Source organism: Brevibacterium sp. RIT 803 (assembly GCF_016892625.1).
Classification (GTDB): domain Bacteria; phylum Actinomycetota; class Actinomycetes; order Actinomycetales; family Brevibacteriaceae; genus Brevibacterium.
Map to the genome: position 1 here is coordinate 292,005 of NZ_JAFEMW010000005.1, position 16,382 is coordinate 308,386.

At 65.6% G+C, this 16,382-nt stretch carries 17 protein-coding genes and 1 tRNA gene; 5 read left to right on the plus strand and 13 right to left on the minus strand.

The genetic code is table 11. The features are described from left to right. Positions 1-195: 195 nt before the first annotated feature. Positions 196-279: transfer RNA gene (locus tag JTF07_RS16920), tRNA-Leu, on the plus strand. 89 nt (positions 280-368) lie between these two features. On the opposite strand, the gene fni is transcribed toward JTF07_RS16920, so the two are convergent. The 8 genes from fni to JTF07_RS16960 form a co-directional block, all read right to left on the minus strand. Then, a complete protein-coding gene (gene fni, locus JTF07_RS16925) occupies positions 369-1,454 on the minus strand; it encodes a type 2 isopentenyl-diphosphate Delta-isomerase (protein WP_204235378.1) in 1,086 nt (361 codons plus the stop codon). Beyond that, positions 1,444-2,535, minus strand: a complete 1,092-nt coding sequence (locus JTF07_RS16930; RefSeq protein WP_204235379.1) for a phosphomevalonate kinase — start codon at positions 2,533-2,535, stop codon at positions 1,444-1,446. The genes fni and JTF07_RS16930 overlap by 11 nt, the downstream gene beginning before the upstream one ends. Beyond that, the gene (gene mvaD / locus JTF07_RS16935; RefSeq protein ID WP_204235380.1) at positions 2,532-3,524 is read right to left on the minus strand and encodes a diphosphomevalonate decarboxylase; all 993 of its coding nucleotides are present in this window, start codon (positions 3,522-3,524) and stop codon (positions 2,532-2,534) included. Before mvaD ends, JTF07_RS16930 begins: the two co-directional genes overlap by 4 nt. After that, on the minus strand, positions 3,521-4,513 hold the full coding sequence (mvk, locus tag JTF07_RS16940; protein ID WP_204235381.1) for a mevalonate kinase: 993 nt from the start codon (positions 4,511-4,513) through the stop codon (positions 3,521-3,523). The genes mvaD and mvk overlap by 4 nt, the downstream gene beginning before the upstream one ends. Positions 4,514-4,673: 160 nt before the next feature. Then, the gene (locus tag JTF07_RS16945) at positions 4,674-5,363 is read right to left on the minus strand and encodes a cation efflux transmembrane domain-containing protein (protein ID WP_204235382.1); all 690 of its coding nucleotides are present in this window, start codon (positions 5,361-5,363) and stop codon (positions 4,674-4,676) included. Beyond that, on the minus strand, positions 5,360-5,743 hold the full coding sequence (gene cmtR / locus JTF07_RS16950; RefSeq protein ID WP_204235383.1) for a Cd(II)/Pb(II)-sensing metalloregulatory transcriptional regulator CmtR: 384 nt from the start codon (positions 5,741-5,743) through the stop codon (positions 5,360-5,362). The genes JTF07_RS16945 and cmtR overlap by 4 nt, the downstream gene beginning before the upstream one ends. A 66-nt stretch (positions 5,744-5,809) precedes the next feature. Beyond that, on the minus strand, positions 5,810-7,135 hold the full coding sequence (locus JTF07_RS16955; RefSeq protein WP_353844003.1) for an RNA polymerase sigma factor: 1,326 nt from the start codon (positions 7,133-7,135) through the stop codon (positions 5,810-5,812). A gap of 46 nt (positions 7,136-7,181) precedes the next feature. Beyond that, positions 7,182-7,562, minus strand: a complete 381-nt coding sequence (locus tag JTF07_RS16960; protein WP_204235384.1) for a YciI family protein — start codon at positions 7,560-7,562, stop codon at positions 7,182-7,184. 204 nt (positions 7,563-7,766) lie between these two features. Here JTF07_RS16960 and JTF07_RS16965 point away from each other — a divergent pair, with 204 nt between their 5' ends. From JTF07_RS16965 to JTF07_RS16975, 3 genes are all read left to right on the plus strand, one after another. After that, positions 7,767-9,608: a bifunctional 3'-5' exonuclease/DNA polymerase gene (locus JTF07_RS16965; protein WP_204235385.1), complete on the plus strand. Its 1,842-nt coding sequence runs from the start codon at positions 7,767-7,769 to the stop codon at positions 9,606-9,608. A 165-nt stretch (positions 9,609-9,773) separates the two neighbouring features. Beyond that, the gene (locus JTF07_RS16970; RefSeq protein ID WP_204235386.1) at positions 9,774-10,859 is read left to right on the plus strand and encodes an NAD(P)-dependent alcohol dehydrogenase; all 1,086 of its coding nucleotides are present in this window, start codon (positions 9,774-9,776) and stop codon (positions 10,857-10,859) included. A 52-nt stretch (positions 10,860-10,911) separates the two neighbouring features. Then, complete coding sequence (locus tag JTF07_RS16975) at positions 10,912-11,556, plus strand: VanZ family protein (RefSeq protein WP_252199890.1); 645 nt, start codon at positions 10,912-10,914, stop codon at positions 11,554-11,556. Between the two features lie 20 nt (positions 11,557-11,576). Here JTF07_RS16975 and JTF07_RS16980 read toward each other — a convergent pair whose 3' ends face one another. Further along, positions 11,577-12,050 (minus strand): MarR family winged helix-turn-helix transcriptional regulator, encoded by a 474-nt coding sequence (locus JTF07_RS16980; RefSeq protein ID WP_204235387.1) that lies wholly within the window; start codon positions 12,048-12,050, stop codon positions 11,577-11,579. Positions 12,051-12,123: 73 nt separating this feature from the next. On the opposite strand from JTF07_RS16980, the gene JTF07_RS16985 reads away from it, so the two are divergent. After that, positions 12,124-12,492 carry a VOC family protein gene (locus JTF07_RS16985; protein WP_204235388.1) on the plus strand — a complete coding sequence of 123 codons (369 nt, stop codon included), beginning with the start codon at positions 12,124-12,126 and terminating at the stop codon, positions 12,490-12,492. A gap of 68 nt (positions 12,493-12,560) precedes the next feature. Here the strand turns inward: JTF07_RS16985 and JTF07_RS16990 are convergent, their stop codons facing one another. From JTF07_RS16990 to JTF07_RS17005, 4 genes are all read right to left on the minus strand, one after another. After that, on the minus strand, positions 12,561-12,992 hold the full coding sequence (locus tag JTF07_RS16990) for a YdeI/OmpD-associated family protein (RefSeq protein ID WP_204235389.1): 432 nt from the start codon (positions 12,990-12,992) through the stop codon (positions 12,561-12,563). Between the two features lie 32 nt (positions 12,993-13,024). Beyond that, on the minus strand, positions 13,025-14,155 hold the full coding sequence (locus JTF07_RS16995; protein ID WP_204235390.1) for a methyltransferase family protein: 1,131 nt from the start codon (positions 14,153-14,155) through the stop codon (positions 13,025-13,027). Beyond that, a complete protein-coding gene (locus tag JTF07_RS17000) occupies positions 14,152-14,991 on the minus strand; it encodes a PhzF family phenazine biosynthesis protein (RefSeq protein WP_204235391.1) in 840 nt (279 codons plus the stop codon). Before JTF07_RS17000 ends, JTF07_RS16995 begins: the two co-directional genes overlap by 4 nt. Positions 14,992-15,175: 184 nt before the next feature. After that, positions 15,176-16,363, minus strand: a complete 1,188-nt coding sequence (locus tag JTF07_RS17005; protein ID WP_204235392.1) for an ROK family transcriptional regulator — start codon at positions 16,361-16,363, stop codon at positions 15,176-15,178. Between the last annotated feature and the right edge of the window lie 19 nt (positions 16,364-16,382).

Here is a 16,382-nt window from a genome sequence, read left to right on the forward strand (position 1 = left end):
GGCCGTCCAGCTTAGGGGTTGTCGCTGAGTACTCCTTGAGCCTCTGACGAGCGCCGATGTCATGGGAGATGAGGCGTGCGTCACCTCAGACGCGAGATGGACGGGCAGCAAATGTGAACGTCGACACGTTTCGGGCGTTTCGGCTGACCTCGGTTTCACTCTTCGGGTCCGCGATGCTAGAGTTTTCTCTTGTTCGCGCGAGTGGCGGAATTGGTAGACGCGCTGGCTTCAGGTGCCAGTGATCGCAAGGTCGTGGGGGTTCAAGTCCCCCCTCGCGCACAGTGAACAACAGCCCTTCACCGGGACCCTTCGGGGCCGAGGTGGAGGGCTGTTTCGTGTGTGGGAGCGTTCGGAGGCGTGGACCTGGGTCAGCTTCCCGAGCGTCGGGACAGCTCCTCGACATTGATTCCGCGCAGACGGCAGAATTCGCCGAGGCGGCCCCGCGTGAGCAGGTCTGTGCGGGTGAGGTCTTCTGCCGTCTCGGCTCCGAGCAGGGCGAAGAGGGCCCTGGTCTGTGACTGCCACGTGTTCACCACGTCAATGAGACGGTCCGCGCCTCCATCGAGCACGGCCTGCAGGAACGTGCCGGCAACCCCGACGGCCCGCGCACCGCAGGCAAGGGCCTTGACGACGTCATAGGGGTTGCGCACCCCGCCGGACGCGAGGAGCACGGGCCCCTGGGTGGGGGAATCGAGCAGGCAGGCCAGGGCGGATTGGCCGAATCCGGTGAGCATGGAGAAGTCCTCGGCGCCGGCGCGGTCGTTCTCGATACGGAGGAAGTCCGTGCCGCCGGCGCCGCTGACATCGGCGAATCGGACGTCGATCGAGGCCAGCAATTCCAGCGTGCGACGGCTGAGGCCGAAACCGACCTCCTTGACGATGACCGGAACGGGGCAGGATGCGACAATCTGTTCGAGCCCGTGTGCCCATTCGGAGAAGTCGCGGGTGCCCTCGGACATTGCTGTCTCCTGCACCGGGTTGATGTGGATCTGAAGGGCGTCGGCGTGCAGCAGGTCGACGGCGCGGCGGGAGTCCTCCGCGCTGCGACCGGCACCGAGGTTGGCCATGACGAAGCCGTGCGGGTTCTCCTCACGGATGATCGTGAAGCCCTTCACCGTGTCTGAATCGTCGAGTGCCACGCTCATCGAACCGCAGGCCATCGGCAGCCCGGTCTCGGCGGCCGCGATCGCAAGGTCGCGGTTGATCGCCGCCGTCGTGTCGGTGCCTCCGGTCATGCCATTGACATAGAAGGGCGTCGGCCAGGTCCACTCGCCGAGGCGGACGCTGAGGTCGACCCGTTCCGGGTTCGTGCCGCCGAGGGCATGATGGACGAACTCGAGATCGTCGAAATCAGTGCGCCGCGGCGCTTCGGCCTGCTGCTGGGAGGCCAGCTGGACATGGTCGTCCTTGCGTGTCGCGCGGGCGGAACGGGCCTCGGGGCTCTCAGAAGTCATCAATGCTGCCTTCGGGTCGGTGCGGGGTCAGGCTGAGTCGGCGGATGCCGTGGCGCTCCCACTCGCGGAGGATGTCGATCGTGGGCAGTTCGGCGTCGGAGAGGGCGATGCCGCAGTCTCCTCCGCCGGCGCCCGAGGGTTTGGCCGCGGCACCGTAGGTTTCGGCGATATCGCACAGTGCGGCCAGCTGTTCGGTCTCGATCTGGCTGCCGGAGGACTCGCCGAGTCGCTGCAGCAGTCGCCGTGCCTGCCGGATGCGGTCGAGGGCGCCGATCGCATCATCCTCGTCGAAGGCGGCGACGAGTGCGTTGACCCCGAGCCGGCTCTCGTCAGTGAACGACTCGAAGGGGCGGGCCTTCCCCCTGCCCGGCGTGTGCACGCGTTTGACGAGATGGTCCGTCGAGGCCGGGGAACCGGTCCAGCCGACGAGCAGGTGCAGGGAGTCAGGTGGGCTGATGCGGGTGACCCCTGCCCCGACCCATTCGCTGCAGTGCAGGGCCGAGGCGACTCCGTGGACTTCGCGATGGAGCTTCAGGGCCGCGCGGTCGGGTGAGGAGTAGCGGATCCACCCTCCGAAGGCGCTCGCTGCGAGATCCCCGCCCGAGGCGTTGGGAGAGATGGCGATCGTGGCCAGAAGGGCGAGCTTATAGCGTTCGGTCCGAGTCAAGCCCAATGTGTAGAAATCGTCGAGGGCGGCGATCGCGGCAGTCGTGACCGCGGCCGAAGAGCCGAGACCGAATTTCCGTCCGCTGGCATCGTCGAGCTCGCTGGAGATGTCGAGGTCGAAGTACCGTGGCGGTGTCCCCATCTCTGCCCGCAGCTCTTCGACGACCGAGATCGCGGCGAGCACATAGTCTGCGGGCCGGTGGTCGAGCACGATGCTCTGACTGTCTGCCTCGCGGAACCAGACCAGCGGGGTCTGACCGTATTCGCTGGAGTGGATGCGGCCGGCATCTCGGCTTTCGGTGAGCCGGACGGTGATATACCGGTCCACGGCGACGAGCACGGCGGGTTGGCCGGGTTCGACGACGGCATATTCGCCGGCGACGAAGAGCTTGCCCGGTGCACGCGTCTCGATCATGAGATCCCCTCTGTCGCTGCGGGCACCTCGGAACCCTCGGGCAGCAGGTGGGCTCCCGGTCCGGGGCCGACGATTCGGAGATCACCGAGTCCCTCGAGGGCCCCTGCCACGGCCTCGGCGTCTTCTGGTCGGACGAGGACGACGACATTGGGCCCTGCATCTGCTGTGGAGTAGGCCTCCAGTCCGTTCTCGCGTAACTTCTCGACCGCGTCGAAGATGGCCACGCTCTGAGGTCGGAGGAACCGGATGGGCGGTGTCGTCGACTGAATGAGAGCATGCATTCTCAGCGCATGCGACTCCGTGAGCTCACCGATTCTCGTGAAATCGCCTTCTCGACAGGCGTCGATCATTGCCGCCAGGCTGTCCTCGGTCGAACTCACCCAGGCATCGTAGAAGGGAGAGGTAGCGGCGGTCAGTCTCATGGCTGCGCGACTCGACACCGGTTTTCGACCCCGGTCAACGGTGACGACCACCATCCGCATATCCGGTGCGTCGACGGGCTCGGCGCACGAATCCTGATCATCACCCGCGTGCCACACGGCCACCCCGGGCACGACGGAGCGGCAGGCCGAGCCCGAGCCGAGCCGGGCGAGCCTACTGAGAGCGCGAGTGTCGAGGTCGAGCTCGAAGGCAGCGGCGGCCGCAGTCGCAAGGGCGGCGAACCCGGATGCAGATGAAGCCAGGCCAGCTCCCGTGGGCACGGAATTGCGCGAACGAACGATCACCGGCTTCTCAGAGCCGGCGAGGGAACGGACGTGGTCGAGGAACGCGGTAGTGCGTCGTGTCTGCTCCTCGTCGGCGGGTTGACCGTCGAGTTCCAAGCAGTCGGCATCACCGTCAGGATTCGGCACGACCGTGGTCGTCGTTTCGAACGCGTCGAGTGTCATCGACAGGCTGCCCGCCGCCGGGAGGATGCGGGACTCGTCGCGCTTGCCCCAATATTTGATGAGGGCGATGTTCGGGTAGGCGCGAGCGGTTGTGGTTCTCATGTCGTGGATACCTCCGTTGTCCAGGTGCGCGGTGCGCCGGCGGCGCGAAGTGCGAGCGCCAAGTGTTCGGCCTGTTCGTCCGAGTCGGCGAGAGCGAGGACGCAGCCCCCGAGGCCGCCTCCGGTGAGTTTGGCGCCGCGAGCTCCGGCTCCAAGGGCTGCCTCGACGAGCGCATCGAGGGCTAGGCTGCTGACTCCGATGCTCGTCAGCAGTTTGTGTGCATCGAGCATTCGCGACCCGAGCGTGGCGAGGTCGCCGGACCGAACGTCATCGACCGCGTCCTCCGTGAGTTCCGCGAGGCGGGAGATCGCGGCCTCGACGTTCTTCGGCTGTGCGGCGCGCAGTTGGCGAACACCGGCGACCGCCTCGGCGGTGGAGCCTTGCTGACCGGAGTCTGCGACCACGAAGATCAGTCGCCTGCCGACGTCGATCGCTGTGGCCCGACCGTTGTGGAACCTGATGGGGACCTCAGTTGCGACGGCCCATGCGTCGATTCCGCTGGGGCGACCGTGCGCAACAGATTCCGCCTGCGCCACGACTGCGTGGAGAGCGTCACGGTCGAGGACCTTCCCGCGGAGATCAGCCACTGCCCGTGCGATCGCGGTGGCGACTGCGGCGCTCGATCCGAGGCCGCGACTGTGGGGAATCGCACTGCGAATGCCGACCTGGACCTCGGCGTTCTCATCACCTGTGGCGGCGAAGGCCGCGCGCAGTCCGGCGACCACGGGCCCCATCTGCTGTGGTGCCGCCTGGGCGGTGCCGGAGAACAGTTGGCTGTCGATGCGCGTCTCCCGCCCTGGGGTGAGGCGGATGTCTGCCTGTGCCCCGAGTCCGTGAAGAGGGACGGCGAGTGCAGGGGCTCCGTAGACCACGGCGTGTTCGCCGAAGAGTATCGCCTTTGCGTGGGCGTGGCCCTGTGCGGGATGTCTGGACCCAGCGCCTCGCGTATTGGAGGTGGCGCGCGGGTCGGTTGGAGAGGACTTGTGCATGCGGCGCGAAGTCAGTGGGCGTCGTCGCGGACGAGGTTGATCACTGACAGCCTCATGCAAGGGACGTGGTTCTGTGTTTCGGTCATGGTGGTTCCATCCTATGCCGTACTCCGATTCCGCTGTCGGGCGGAGGGCTCGGAGACGAAACAGTCTGCCGAGGTCAATCCTGACAGCGATCGCCAGTACAGCCATCGGCCTCGTGCTCGCCGCTGAGCACAGACACTGGTGCCGCACAGCAGGCATCTCCGCGCCACGCCTCGATGCCCTCTCTGATGGCGAAGACGGCGATCACGAGAGCGGCGAGGGAGTCCGCCCATGCCCACCCGAGGATGCTGTTGAGCAGCAATCCTGCGAGCAGAGCGGCAGAGAGATACGTGCAGAGCAGGGTCTGTTTGGAATCTGCGATCGCCGAGGCGGACCCGAGTTCGCGACCCGTGCGGCGTTCGAACCAGCTGAGGAACGGCATGACGAGAAGGCTCAGGGCGGCGATGACGATGCCGACGGTGGAATGCTCTGGATCACGCCAACCGGTCAGGGAGGCGATCGCATCGACGCTGACGTAGATTGCCAGGGCGAAGAAGGACACCGCGATCACGCGCAGGGCCGTCTTCTCCCTCCGCTCGGGGTCGGGCGCTGCGAATTGCCATGCCACGGCTGCCGCAGAGAGGACTTCGACGATCGAGTCGAGCCCGAATCCGATGAGAGCCGCCGAGGAGGCTGCCCCACCTGCGATGAGAGCCACAACGGCCTCGATGACGTTCCACGTGATGGTAATGGCCACGACGATCCTGATGCGTCGACGCAGAACCCGTCGGCGCGGTTGAGCTGTGGGAACAGCCGTGCTGCTCACGCCGTGGCCCTCCTGTCACGATCGTCGGCAGGTTCGCGATCGCAGCACCCGGGCATGGTGCAGGAGGGGTTGAGGCAGGGGGCGCTCTCGTCGACTGCGAGAGTGACGTCGAGCAGACTGTTGAGGGCCGAACTGATGTGGGGATCCGCGATCTTGTATCTGGTCTGTCGCCCCTGCGCCTCGGCCACAACTATTGCGCATCCGCGCAGACAGGCGAGATGATTTGAGACGTTCGTCCTGGTCAGATCCAGATCGCGAGCGAGCTGCGCAGGATATCCGGGAGTGTCCAACAGTGAGAGCAGGATTCGCGAGCGGGTTGAATCGGCCATGGCTCGACCCAGACGATTCATCACGTCGACGCGAGAAGAAATGGTCAGCATATGCTGACCATACAGTAATCGCTGACCTATATCGATAGGGCTGAACGTCTGTGTCGGCCTCTCGGATCACCTTCCTGATCGGTTCTCGAACGACCGGTTCTCGAGATAGGCGCGTTCGGCGGGGTCGGTGGTCAGCTCGATGGCGCGGCGATAGGCCCGCTGGGCCTCCTGCTCATGACCGGTGCGGGTGTGCAGATGCGCGCGCAGCGCCCACGTCGGCTGGAACGCGTCGACACGTGCGGGGGACACTGCAGGCCCTTCGACAGGGGGCCGCCCACGACGACTTGAGCCTTCCAGGGCATCGAGTTGCGCAAGTCCCGCCTCAGGACCGTCGATCTCAGCAATGACCGCGGCCCTCGATACAGCTCCGCCGAGGCTGGGCGCCATCCGCTCCACATCGTCGTGGAGGCGCAGCAGCATCGGCCAATCGGTGCTTCCACGGCGTACACCGGACATGTGGAGGATCTGGATCGCAGCCAGGAGACCGAAGCGACCGATCTCGCCGCTGTGCTGCACTGAGCGCAGATGATCCTCGCCCCTGGCGATGAGCACGGCATCCCAGATGCCCGGGTCCTGATCGTCGAGGGGAACGAACAGTCCCTCCCGGCTGCGGCGGGCCGGGAACCGGGCGGCGGAGAGATGGACGAGGGCCGCGAGCCCGTGTGATTCTCCATCACTTGGACACAGTTCCGCGAGCAGCCGAGAGAGATAGAGGGTCTCGCCGATAGTGCCATCGCGCGGCTGGGCCGGCGCATGCACCCAGTCGATGGCGAAGGCACCGTAGATCGCCTCTTGGATGTCGGGGAGCCGAACGTCGAGATCGGAGCGATCAGGAAGGCCGAAACCGATACCCACGGCAGCGATGCGCTTCTTCGCCCTGGTCAATCGTGCGGCGACTGTCGCGACCGGAAGTGCCATTCCCGCGGCAATCTGCTTCCCCGTCATGCCCATGACCGCAGAGAGCATGAGCAGCGGTCGGGCTGGCGGATCGATGTCCGGATGAGCGCACGCCCCCAGCAATTCGAGGCGCCGATCGGGAAGAGCACCCGGATCGGGTGGATCTGCGGATCCAGGATGCAGTGCGGATCCAGGGTGCACCGAGTCACTTGAGCCGTCGTGGACCTCGGGATCCCAGACCGCCGAGGTGCGGGTCGCCGCCGACTTCCACACATCGCGTCGTGCATTGAGGGCAACCCGATAGAGCCAGCCCTCGGGATTGGCCGGTACTCCCTGTTCCCGCCACACGCGAACGCCGGTTTCGAGGGCCGAGCTCAGGGCATCCTCGGCGCCGGCGATATCCCCGTCAGCGGACGCGATGAGGGCGATGATCCGCCCCCAGCTGTCCTGGGAGAGAGCCATCGCCGTCTCGCTTGGATCCGAATTCTCGGTCACACAAGAACCCTCAGCGCCGCCGCTGCGCCGACAGTCACTGACTGCCTCAGGCCGGCACCCAGCGTCCCTCGATATAGGAGACTGCCGCCGCTCGAACCTCGAGGACCCCGTAGTTCGTTCCGGGGAACCTCTCTGCCCAGGCCAGCGCCGCGTCTCGGCTCTCGACGTCGATGACGAAGACTCCGGCCAGTGCTTCCTTCGTCGCGGCGAAGGGTCCGTCCTCGATGACGACAGAGCCACCTCGGCGGGTGACGGTGGTGGTCTTCTGTTGCGGTTCGAGCATCTCGGCGGCGATGAAGACTCCCGCCGAATAGAGAGCGTCGGCATAGTCGGACATGAGTCTCTGCATCTCCTCCATGACCTCGGGGGAGGGCTGGGGGCCGCCGTCGTGAAGTTCGGGTGCGTGGAAGACCAGTGAGTAGCGCATTGTCGTGCTCCATTCATCTCATGAGCGACCGTGTTTCGGTCGTTCACCATCGAGACGACCGAGATCGCGCCGATTCGACACGTACGGGAAGATTATCGTGAGAACTGCTGCACGACAACGGATTTCACCGGGTTCGGACAGCGCAGAACACGAGATTTCGGGGCCAGATCTCACTTCGTCCTGCACAGGCAGTAGTTTGGTTCCATGACCTCACCCGATTCCGCCCCCGCCGCGTGGTGTGTGATCGGACGTGCGCCCGATCGCGCTCTTGGCGGCGTTCGGGGTATGGGGTCGATGATCGCCGTCGTCGACCTCGACGATGCCAGGCAGCGGATCGGGCGCCACCACCTCGGCGTGGATGAGCTGCCGGAATTCGTGCGAAGCCGAGAAGCAGAGGGCCGGCCGAGGTGGGTCTTCAGCGACACTCCGAATTGGTACCCGGCCCTGTTGGCCGCCGGGGTGCAGATCGAACGCTGCTATGACCTGCGGCTGACCCACGCGATACTCATGCGCTCGGAACTCGTCACGGATCACAGTGCCCTCATGACTGCGCAGGAGTGGGACGCGGGTCCCGTGAGTGCACCGACCGCGCCCGAGGCTGAGGCGCTCTTCGAAGTCACCGAACGACGCAGCCACATCAAAACGGTCCCGCACGACATCGAGTCTGCGCTCGCCGAATTCTCCCGTCAGTCCACCGCCTTGCAGACTGCCACAGATCCCGGCCGCCTGCGTCTGCTGCTCGCCGCGGAGTCCGCCGGTGGGCTCGTGGCAGCGGAGATGCAGGCGGCCGGGGTGCCCTGGGATGTCGTCGAACACGACCGGATCCTCGCTGAGGAACTCGGGCCCCGACCGGCGCGGGATGCGAAGCCTGCGAAGATGCTCGCCGTCGCCGAGGAGGTCCGGGCCGCTCTCGACGACCCGCGGGCCAATCTCGATTCCCACCTCAAACTCCTCCACTCCCTTCATGCCGCCGGAATCAATGTCGCCTCGACGTCGAAATGGGAGCTCGAGCAGAGCGAACACTCCGCCATCGCACCCTTGCTGCAGTACAAGAAGCAGTCACGTCTGCTCACTGCCAACGGTTGGCATTGGCTCGACGAATGGGTCTCCGAGGGCAGGTACCGTCCCGTCTACGTGCCCGGAGGAGTCGTCACCGGCCGCTGGGCAGCCAGCGGCGGCGGTGCTCTCCAGATTCCCCGTCAGCTGCGACCGGCCCTGCGCGCGGACCCCGGCTGGCGGCTGATCTCAGCCGATGTCGCCCAGCTGGAGCCACGGGCGCTCGCCGCCATGTCCGGGGATGCAGCCATGGCCGAGGCCGGTCGTGGTCGTGACCTGTACTCCGGCCTCGTCGACGAAGGCATCGTCGGCACCCGACAGGAGGCGAAGATCGCCGTGCTCGGCGCGATGTACGGTTCCACGACCGGTGACAGCGGCAGACTCGTGCCCCGCCTGCGCACGAGCTTTCCCGCTGCCATGGGCTTGGTCGATTCCGCCGCCGAGAAGGGTTCTCGTGGAGGGGTCGTGTCCACTTGGTTGGGCAGGACCTCCCCGATGCCAGGCGAAGGATGGCGCCGAGTTCAGTCGGCGGCGAACCAGTTCGACGCCACCTCGCAGGACGAGAACCGTGCCCGGCGCGCCGCCGGTGACCAGGGACGCTTCACCCGCAACTTCGTCGTCCAGGGGACCGCCGCCGAATGGGCACTGGCCTGGCTGGCCGACCTGAGACTGCGGCTGTCACGGCTGCCGGCCATCGATGACCGGAGCCCTGGAGCCACCTCGACGGTCGGGAGCGACGGGGGGACGGCCTCGGCGGGGGAGGCGATGGGGAGCGTGGCCATGGCCTCAGGACCGGTGTTCTCACGACGGGCTCACCTGGTGTTCTTCCTCCACGATGAGGTCATCGTGCATGCCCCGGCCCAGCAGGCCGAAGCCGCGGCGGAGGCGATCAGGGAAGCGGCCGCCTCGGCGGGGAAGCTGCTGTTCGGCACGGCACCGGTCGACTTTCCTCTCGATCTCACGATCTCCGAGCGGGCGGCCAAGGGCTAGGGGTTGGCGAGGGGGCGCAAGCCGATTCAGCGGGTGCCTCTGTTGCAGAGATCACGGGTGAGCCCGGAATAACCGACAGATAAGCGGTGCTGCATGTAGTGTATCTGCGGCCCCGTTACGGAGCCGCGAGAACATCCGGAGTCGTCACAGCACAGAGGAGTTTCCATGACCTTCACCGTCAAGGCACTGCAGAAGACCGGCCCCGACCAGCCGTTCCAGGTCGCCGACATCGAACGCCGCGACCCACGAGCCGATGACGTGGTCATCGACATCAAGGCCGCCGGAATCTGCCACAGCGACATCCACACCATCCGCAACGAATGGGGCGAGGCGCACTTCCCCCTGACCGTCGGCCACGAGATCGCCGGCGTCGTCGAGGCCGTCGGCTCCGACGTCACCGACTGGAAGGTCGGCGATCGCGTAGGCGTGGGCTGCATGGTCAACTCGTGCGGAGAGTGTGAGGAATGCCGGGCAGGGCAGGAGCAGAACTGCCTCAACGGCCAGGTCGGGACCTACAATTCCACCGACGTCGACGACACCATCACCCAGGGCGGCTACGCCGAGAAGGTCGTCGTCAACGAGCGCTTCGTCTGCCGCATCCCCGACGCTCTCGACTTCGACGTCGCGGCCCCGCTGCTCTGCGCCGGCATCACCACCTATGCGCCGCTCAACCGCTGGGGCGCAGGTGAGAGCAAGGACGGAGCACCGAAGAAGGTCGCCATTCTGGGACTCGGCGGACTCGGCCACATGGGCGTCCAGATCGCCGTCGCCATGGGCGCCGACGTCACCGTCCTCTCCCGCACCCTGAATAAGGAGGAGGCGGCACTCGAGCTCGGCGCGAAGCAGATGCTCGCGACGACAGAGGAGGACTTCTTCAGCAAGCACCGCGGAGAATTCGACCTCATCCTCAATACGATCAGCGCGGACATTCCCGTCGACAAGTACCTGAGTCTGCTCAAAGCCCGAGGGGTCATGACCGTCGTCGGTATGCCTCCGGAGAAGCAGCAGCTGTCCTTCGCCTCCGTGATCGGCGGAGCCAAGGTGCTGGCCGGATCGATGATCGGCGGCATCGCCGAGACACAGGAGATGCTCGACTTCTGTGCGAAGCACGACATCGCCGCCACAATCGAGACCGTGAGCATCGACGAAGCGGATGCGACCTATGACCGCGTCGTCGCCGGCGACGTCTACTTCCGTGCCGTCATCGACACCGCCACATTCGAGGGCGCCGAGGTGATCGCGCTCGCCTGATCACTGAGGTCAAGGGGCCGTTTCGCTGATCATTTCGCGAGGCGGCCCCTTTTTGGCACTGCAGTCTCTCTCAGCTCTGGAATCACTCTCGCCAGTCCTCGGAATGGTCGCCCGCGATGAGGGGCGACGAGCTCAGCGCCCGATTCGTCGGCGCAACGGGCTGGGACACGGATTGCGGATTACCGCAGCCCGGGCGCTGCCATCAGGTATCGGCGGTAGTCTGAGCCGCATGGCGAGTCAGCAGAGACAGATGGGCGATATGCCCCTGGTGCTGCTGATCCTCTACACCGTCTTCATCGGCTTCATGACGCTGACTCCCTACCAGCTCGACGTCAGCCCTGCGGGTCCGATCGGCAGGCTGCTCCAGTTCTTCGCCGATCATCAGGTGACGTCGTGGCTGACCTATACACTCGTCGAGAAGCTGGCGAATGTCGCCATGTTCGTCCCGTTCGGATTCCTGCTCGCCCTGCATATGGGGCGTCGGCGCTGGTGGGTCGGCGCGGCGGTGGGCGCGGCCTTCACGTGCCTGATCGAGGGGGCCCAGGTGACTCTGCTCTCGCCCACTCGCTACGGTACGATCAGCGATCTCATCACGAACACGCTCGGTGCCGCGATCGGTGCCGTCCTCGCGCTGGTCCTCATGATCCTGCTGCCACCTCGAGATGAGCCGGAGGAGGTCGAACGCGTCGTGCGTTGAGGGCTCCCACCTCAGCGACCTCACCTCTCGGGTGCGCCCTTTGTGTCCTCATCCTCGAGGGCGCCGATACATAGATCGAGAGCCTCGCCGAGGTGGCGTTTGAGTTCCTCGTCGAGCGAGGAGACCATGAGTGCTGAGATCCTCTCAACCCTTTCGACGGCCTGGTCGAGGGTCCTCCCTCCCTCATCGGTCAGGGTCGTGGGCAGGGCCCTGCCGGTTTCAGCTTTCGCCGCGCGAGTCACAAGACCCCGGTCCTGCAGGCCCTTGAGCAGTGTATTCATCGTCTGCCGGGTGACGAAGGCCCCGCGGGCGAGTTCCGAGTTCGATGCTCCCGGAGCCCGGCGCAGCAGCTCGAGGCAGGCGTACTGCGGTGTTGAGATGCCCAGCGGACGCAGCGCCTCGTCCATGCGCGAGCGCAGCACCGACTGCAGGTGCTTGAGCTGATATCCGATCAGGGATTCGAGTGCATCTGGTGGCTGCGGCTCTTGACTCATGTAAGTATTCTGACATACATTGTTGATGTCAGAATACTGACATATATTTCAGTGGCAAGAGATGGGAACGAACATGACTGTGACAGGACCGGATTTCCTCGCACTGCAGGTGCGAGACCTAGCGAAGTCGGCCGAATTCTACGAGGAGACGATCGGTCTGACGCGGGCGCCGGCAGGGCCGCCCGGAGCGGTGGTCTTCGCGACCTCACCGATACCGTTCGCCGTGCGTGAGCCATTGCCCGACATTGATCTCGACTCGGTCGATCGCCCCGGAATCGGAGTGGCGCTGTGGTTCAACTGCGATGACGCTCAGTCTCTGCACGACCGCCTCGTCGAATCAGGGGTCGAGATCCTGCGTTCCCCGGCGCGAAGTCCCTTCGGCCTGACGTTCACCTTCGTCGATCCCGAGGGCTACGCGGTGACCATGCACGACGCCCGGTGAGTCTTCGGCACCCGGCAGGCTGAGGAGTGCCTGACGGTGACCTGGGATGTTGACCTCTCGCAGGGTGCTCACCTCAGGGAATCGACGATCTTCGCGATCCGGCGCTCCCGCGTGGCCTCGGCCTTTGCCGATTCGACCTGACGCACATGCTCCTTGCGCTTCGAAGGGGCCAGCCCATCAAAGACTTCACGGACGCCGGCACTGTCGAGCGCCTCGGCGAGGTCATCGGGAACCGGGGTCTCGCGTGATGAAGTGTCGTGGGTCAGCGTCACCTCGTGGGTCTCGTTGCCGGACACACCCGCCGCCTCACGATGTTCCTTGGCCAATGGGAGGAGGAACTTTCCGCCCATCACTGCGGTCGTGGAGGGATAGGAGTACTCGGCGATCGTGACGATGACCGGGACTCGTTTGCCGACTCCGAAGCCGAGCACGATGTCCTCGGGCACCTCGATGCCGACATTATTGCCCAGCTGCAGGAGAGTCGTTGTGAAGGTGACCATGGCCGAAGCCTACGCCCGGATGGGCGCGTGCTCTAGTAGTCGTTGCGGCGGGCGCGGGCCCCGTCGGCGTCGGCGTCGACGTTGATGTTGGCGGCGCGGTCCTGTTCGGCCGCAGCGTGGTTATGATCGTTCGCGGCGTGGTCATGTTCGACCTCGGCATGGTCCGCATCCGAATCGGCCTCGTCCTCATCGTCATAGTCCTCATCGGCCTGTGAGAATGTCGGGATCCAGCAGGAGACTCGTGCGGCGTAGTCGTCGTACTCGGCCCCGAAGCGCTGATGCAGGTCGGCTTCCTCGTGCGGGCGGATCAGCCAGTTCCACAGCAGAGAACCGGCGATGGCGTAGGCGATGACCATCCATGATCCGATGAAGAGCCCGATCGCCACACCCTGGACGATGCCGGCGATGGCCATGGGATTGCGAACGAAGGCATAAGGCCCCCTCTTGACGAAATGGTGGGCCATCGCGGCGGGCAGGGGGGTACCGGATCCGAAGTTCGCGATCGCCCGTGCAGACCACACGCCGAGGACGGTGCCGAAGGCGAGAAGGGCGAAACCGGCGACGATCACAAGGATCGGGAACTTCACGGACAGGTCCCAGCGTTCCTCGAACGAATTGATGATCCCCGGAATGACGATGAGGAACACGCCCCAGAAGACCATGATCTGGATCGTGGTTCTGATGAGGAGCTGAGACCTCACGCGTGTGTGAGAGCTGCGGAATGCGAACGGGCCGGTGATGAGACGTTCGGACGGGATCCTGCCCAGGATCATGAGTGTCCCGGCGAGGATGCTGCCCACTGCGGCGGCCACCATGAGGACGGCGCCCAGGCCAGCGTCGGTGGTGACGGTGGCATAGATGACCATGCAGAGGGCGACGAGAGTCGTCCAGGCAGTGGCCACCCAGACGGCCCAGCGGAAGTTGAGTGCTGCCAGAGCCGAGCCGATGACGAACAGCGGGATGTCGACGATGGCGACGAGCAGCGGGCTGAGACCACCCAGCGTCGCCTCACGCAGTGCTGGAAGCGTGATGGTGCCGAGCCACCACGCGGCGCCTGCGAGTGCCTGGAGGGCGAAGTACATTCGGCCATGGAAGATCCGCACCGGCGTGTTCTGTGTGGTGGGCTTTTTGTGCCTGCTCGGCATCTTCATCGATCGGCTCATGCGAACGCCGTCCCTCGGAAGCACACGGTCGTGGATCCGCCGACCCAGACCTCATCGTTTTCATGGGAGATCGAGACGACACCGGCTCGTCCGAGTGCGGTGCCCTGCGTGACGGTGTACTTCTCGGGCGCAAGGCCGGAAGCGATGAGCCACTGCGCGACTGAGGCATTGAGGCTGCCCGTCACGGGATCCTCGGCCACGCCTGCGCCGGGGACGAACGCTCGGATCTCAAACTCATGCTCGTTCTCATCCGGGTGGGAACCCAGGACGCCGAGCTTGGCGTCGGGAATCTGCGAGAAGTCAGGTTCGAGGTCGAGGACCTGCTGCGCATTCGTCAGTCTCACTGCGGCCCAGCCTGGTCCGTTGTCGACCCACTGATGCCCGAGGATCTCTGCGCGGTCGATGCGGAGGGCTGCGGCGATCTGTTCGACGAAGCCTTCGTCGAGGTCACCGGTGCGGATCGGGTCGGGAGCGGCGAACGACAGGGTCTGGCCACCTCGGCGAAGGTTGACGAGTCCGGCACCACACTCCTGGACCACGGTCGACTCGCTGCGCGGGACGCCTCCTGCTTCCAGCCATGCGGCCGCCGAACCGAGTGTGGGGTGCCCAGCGAAGGGGAGCTCGCGGGCAGGTGTGAAGATTCGCAGACGGTAGTCGGCGCGTGGGTCGCTGGGTGGGAGGACGAATGTGGTCTCCGAAAGGTTCGTCCAATTCGCGATCCGAGCCATGTCCTGGTCGGTCAGCCCCTCTGCGTCGAGGATCACGGCCACAGGGTTGCCGCGAAAGGGCTCGCTGGAGAAGACATCGACCTGGGCGAATGCTCGATTATGAGGCAAGAGGGGGAACTCCTTCGTTGAAAGGGCGCTGTTTGGGGGTGCGCACTTCCCATGGTAATGGGGTGAAGCTTCAGGTGGGGGATCAGGTCCTGTTGCGTCGGAGTGTCAGAACCGCTGTGGGCACCAAATGTGACAAGTGAGTTTGCCATCTGATTTGAGGTGGTTCTCGTGTGTCGAGTCGTCGTCAACGGTTGAGGGCGGCTGCGATCCGGTCGGGAGACAGGGCCGCATCGATGGCCAGGTGCGCCGCGCCCAGTATGGCGGCATCGCCGGCTGCGCGTGAGGGGGCGATCGTCAGGTGTTCGGTCGACAGGGGGATGGAGCGCGCATAGACGACTTCGCGAACACCGGCCACAAGGTGTTCGGCCGCCTGCGCCATGGTCCCGCCGATGAGGATGAGGGAAGGATTCATCAGGCTCACGCACGTGGTGAGGACCTCGCCGAGGTCACGGCCGGCCTGACGGACGGCCTGGATCGCCTGCAGATCACCGGCCTTGACGAGCCCCACCACGTCGGCGGGAGTCCGCGTCGCCAGCCCCGACCGCGCAAGCTCGCGCGCGATCGCACGACCCGAGGCGACCGCTTCCAGGCAGCCGCGATTGCCGCAGGCGCACGGAACGTCGGCCGCGCGAGGCAGGGCGACGTGGCCGATGTCGCCTGCGGCTCCGTGCGAGCCGCGGCGCAGTGAGCCGCCGGAGATGATGCCTGCTCCTATTCCCGTGGCGACCTTGACGAAGATGAGATCCGTGGTGTCGGGCCAGGCTGAGCTGCGTTCGCCGAGGCCCATGATGTTGACGTCGTTGTCGACAAGGACAGGTGCGGAGAACGTCTCCTTGAGGGCACCCGGCAGATCGAACCGGTCCCAGCCGGGCATGATCGGCGGATTGATCGGGCGCCCGGACGAGAACTCGACCGGACCGGGCAGGCCGATGCCCACCCCGACGACATCCACGGCACTGCGATCAGCCTCGGCGAGCAGGCGCAGCGCCGAAGTGGTCAGCCACTCGATGGCGCTGACGGGACCATCGGAGATCTCGCGTTCCTCCCCGAGTTCTGCGAGGACGGTGCCGGTCAGATCCGTCACTGCCAGCCGAGCGTGTGAGGCGCCGAAGTCCGCGGCGACGACCACTCTGGCTCGAGGATTGAAGGCGAACTGCGAGCTCGGCCGGCCGCCTGTCGACACGGCGTCGCTGACGGGAGTGATGAGCCCGAGGCTGAGAAGCTGGTCGATTCTCTGCGCGACGGTGGGACGTGAGAGGCCGGTCGACTTCGCCAGATCGGCCCGAGTCCGCGGCTGACCGTCGCGCAGGAGCTGGAAGAGCCCGCCGGCATGCGACAGGTCAGGGGCTTGCGAAACTGTCACCTGGCTCATCCCTTCAGTAAAGCACATT

Bases quoted from the DNA above. Each gene is read 5' to 3' on its own strand.
- JTF07_RS16970 (WP_204235386.1), top strand. From the start codon at position 9,774: ATGACCTTCACCGTCAAGGCACTGCAGAAGACCGGCCCCGACCAGCCG.
- fni (WP_204235378.1), bottom strand. From the start codon at position 1,454: ATGACTTCTGAGAGCCCCGAGGCCCGTTCCGCCCGCGCGACACGCAAG.
- JTF07_RS16930 (WP_204235379.1), bottom strand. From the start codon at position 2,535: ATGATCGAGACGCGTGCACCGGGCAAGCTCTTCGTCGCCGGCGAATAT.
- JTF07_RS16980 (WP_204235387.1), bottom strand. From the start codon at position 12,050: ATGAGTCAAGAGCCGCAGCCACCAGATGCACTCGAATCCCTGATCGGA.
- JTF07_RS16995 (WP_204235390.1), bottom strand. From the start codon at position 14,155: ATGAGCCGATCGATGAAGATGCCGAGCAGGCACAAAAAGCCCACCACA.
- JTF07_RS16990 (WP_204235389.1), bottom strand. From the start codon at position 12,992: ATGGTCACCTTCACAACGACTCTCCTGCAGCTGGGCAATAATGTCGGC.
- JTF07_RS16965 (WP_204235385.1), top strand. From the start codon at position 7,767: ATGACCTCACCCGATTCCGCCCCCGCCGCGTGGTGTGTGATCGGACGT.
- cmtR (WP_204235383.1), bottom strand. From the start codon at position 5,743: ATGCTGACCATTTCTTCTCGCGTCGACGTGATGAATCGTCTGGGTCGA.
- JTF07_RS16960 (WP_204235384.1), bottom strand. From the start codon at position 7,562: ATGCGCTACTCACTGGTCTTCCACGCACCCGAACTTCACGACGGCGGC.
- JTF07_RS16985 (WP_204235388.1), top strand. From the start codon at position 12,124: ATGACTGTGACAGGACCGGATTTCCTCGCACTGCAGGTGCGAGACCTA.
- JTF07_RS17005 (WP_204235392.1), bottom strand. From the start codon at position 16,363: ATGAGCCAGGTGACAGTTTCGCAAGCCCCTGACCTGTCGCATGCCGGC.
- mvaD (WP_204235380.1), bottom strand. From the start codon at position 3,524: ATGAGAACCACAACCGCTCGCGCCTACCCGAACATCGCCCTCATCAAA.
- mvk (WP_204235381.1), bottom strand. From the start codon at position 4,513: ATGCACAAGTCCTCTCCAACCGACCCGCGCGCCACCTCCAATACGCGA.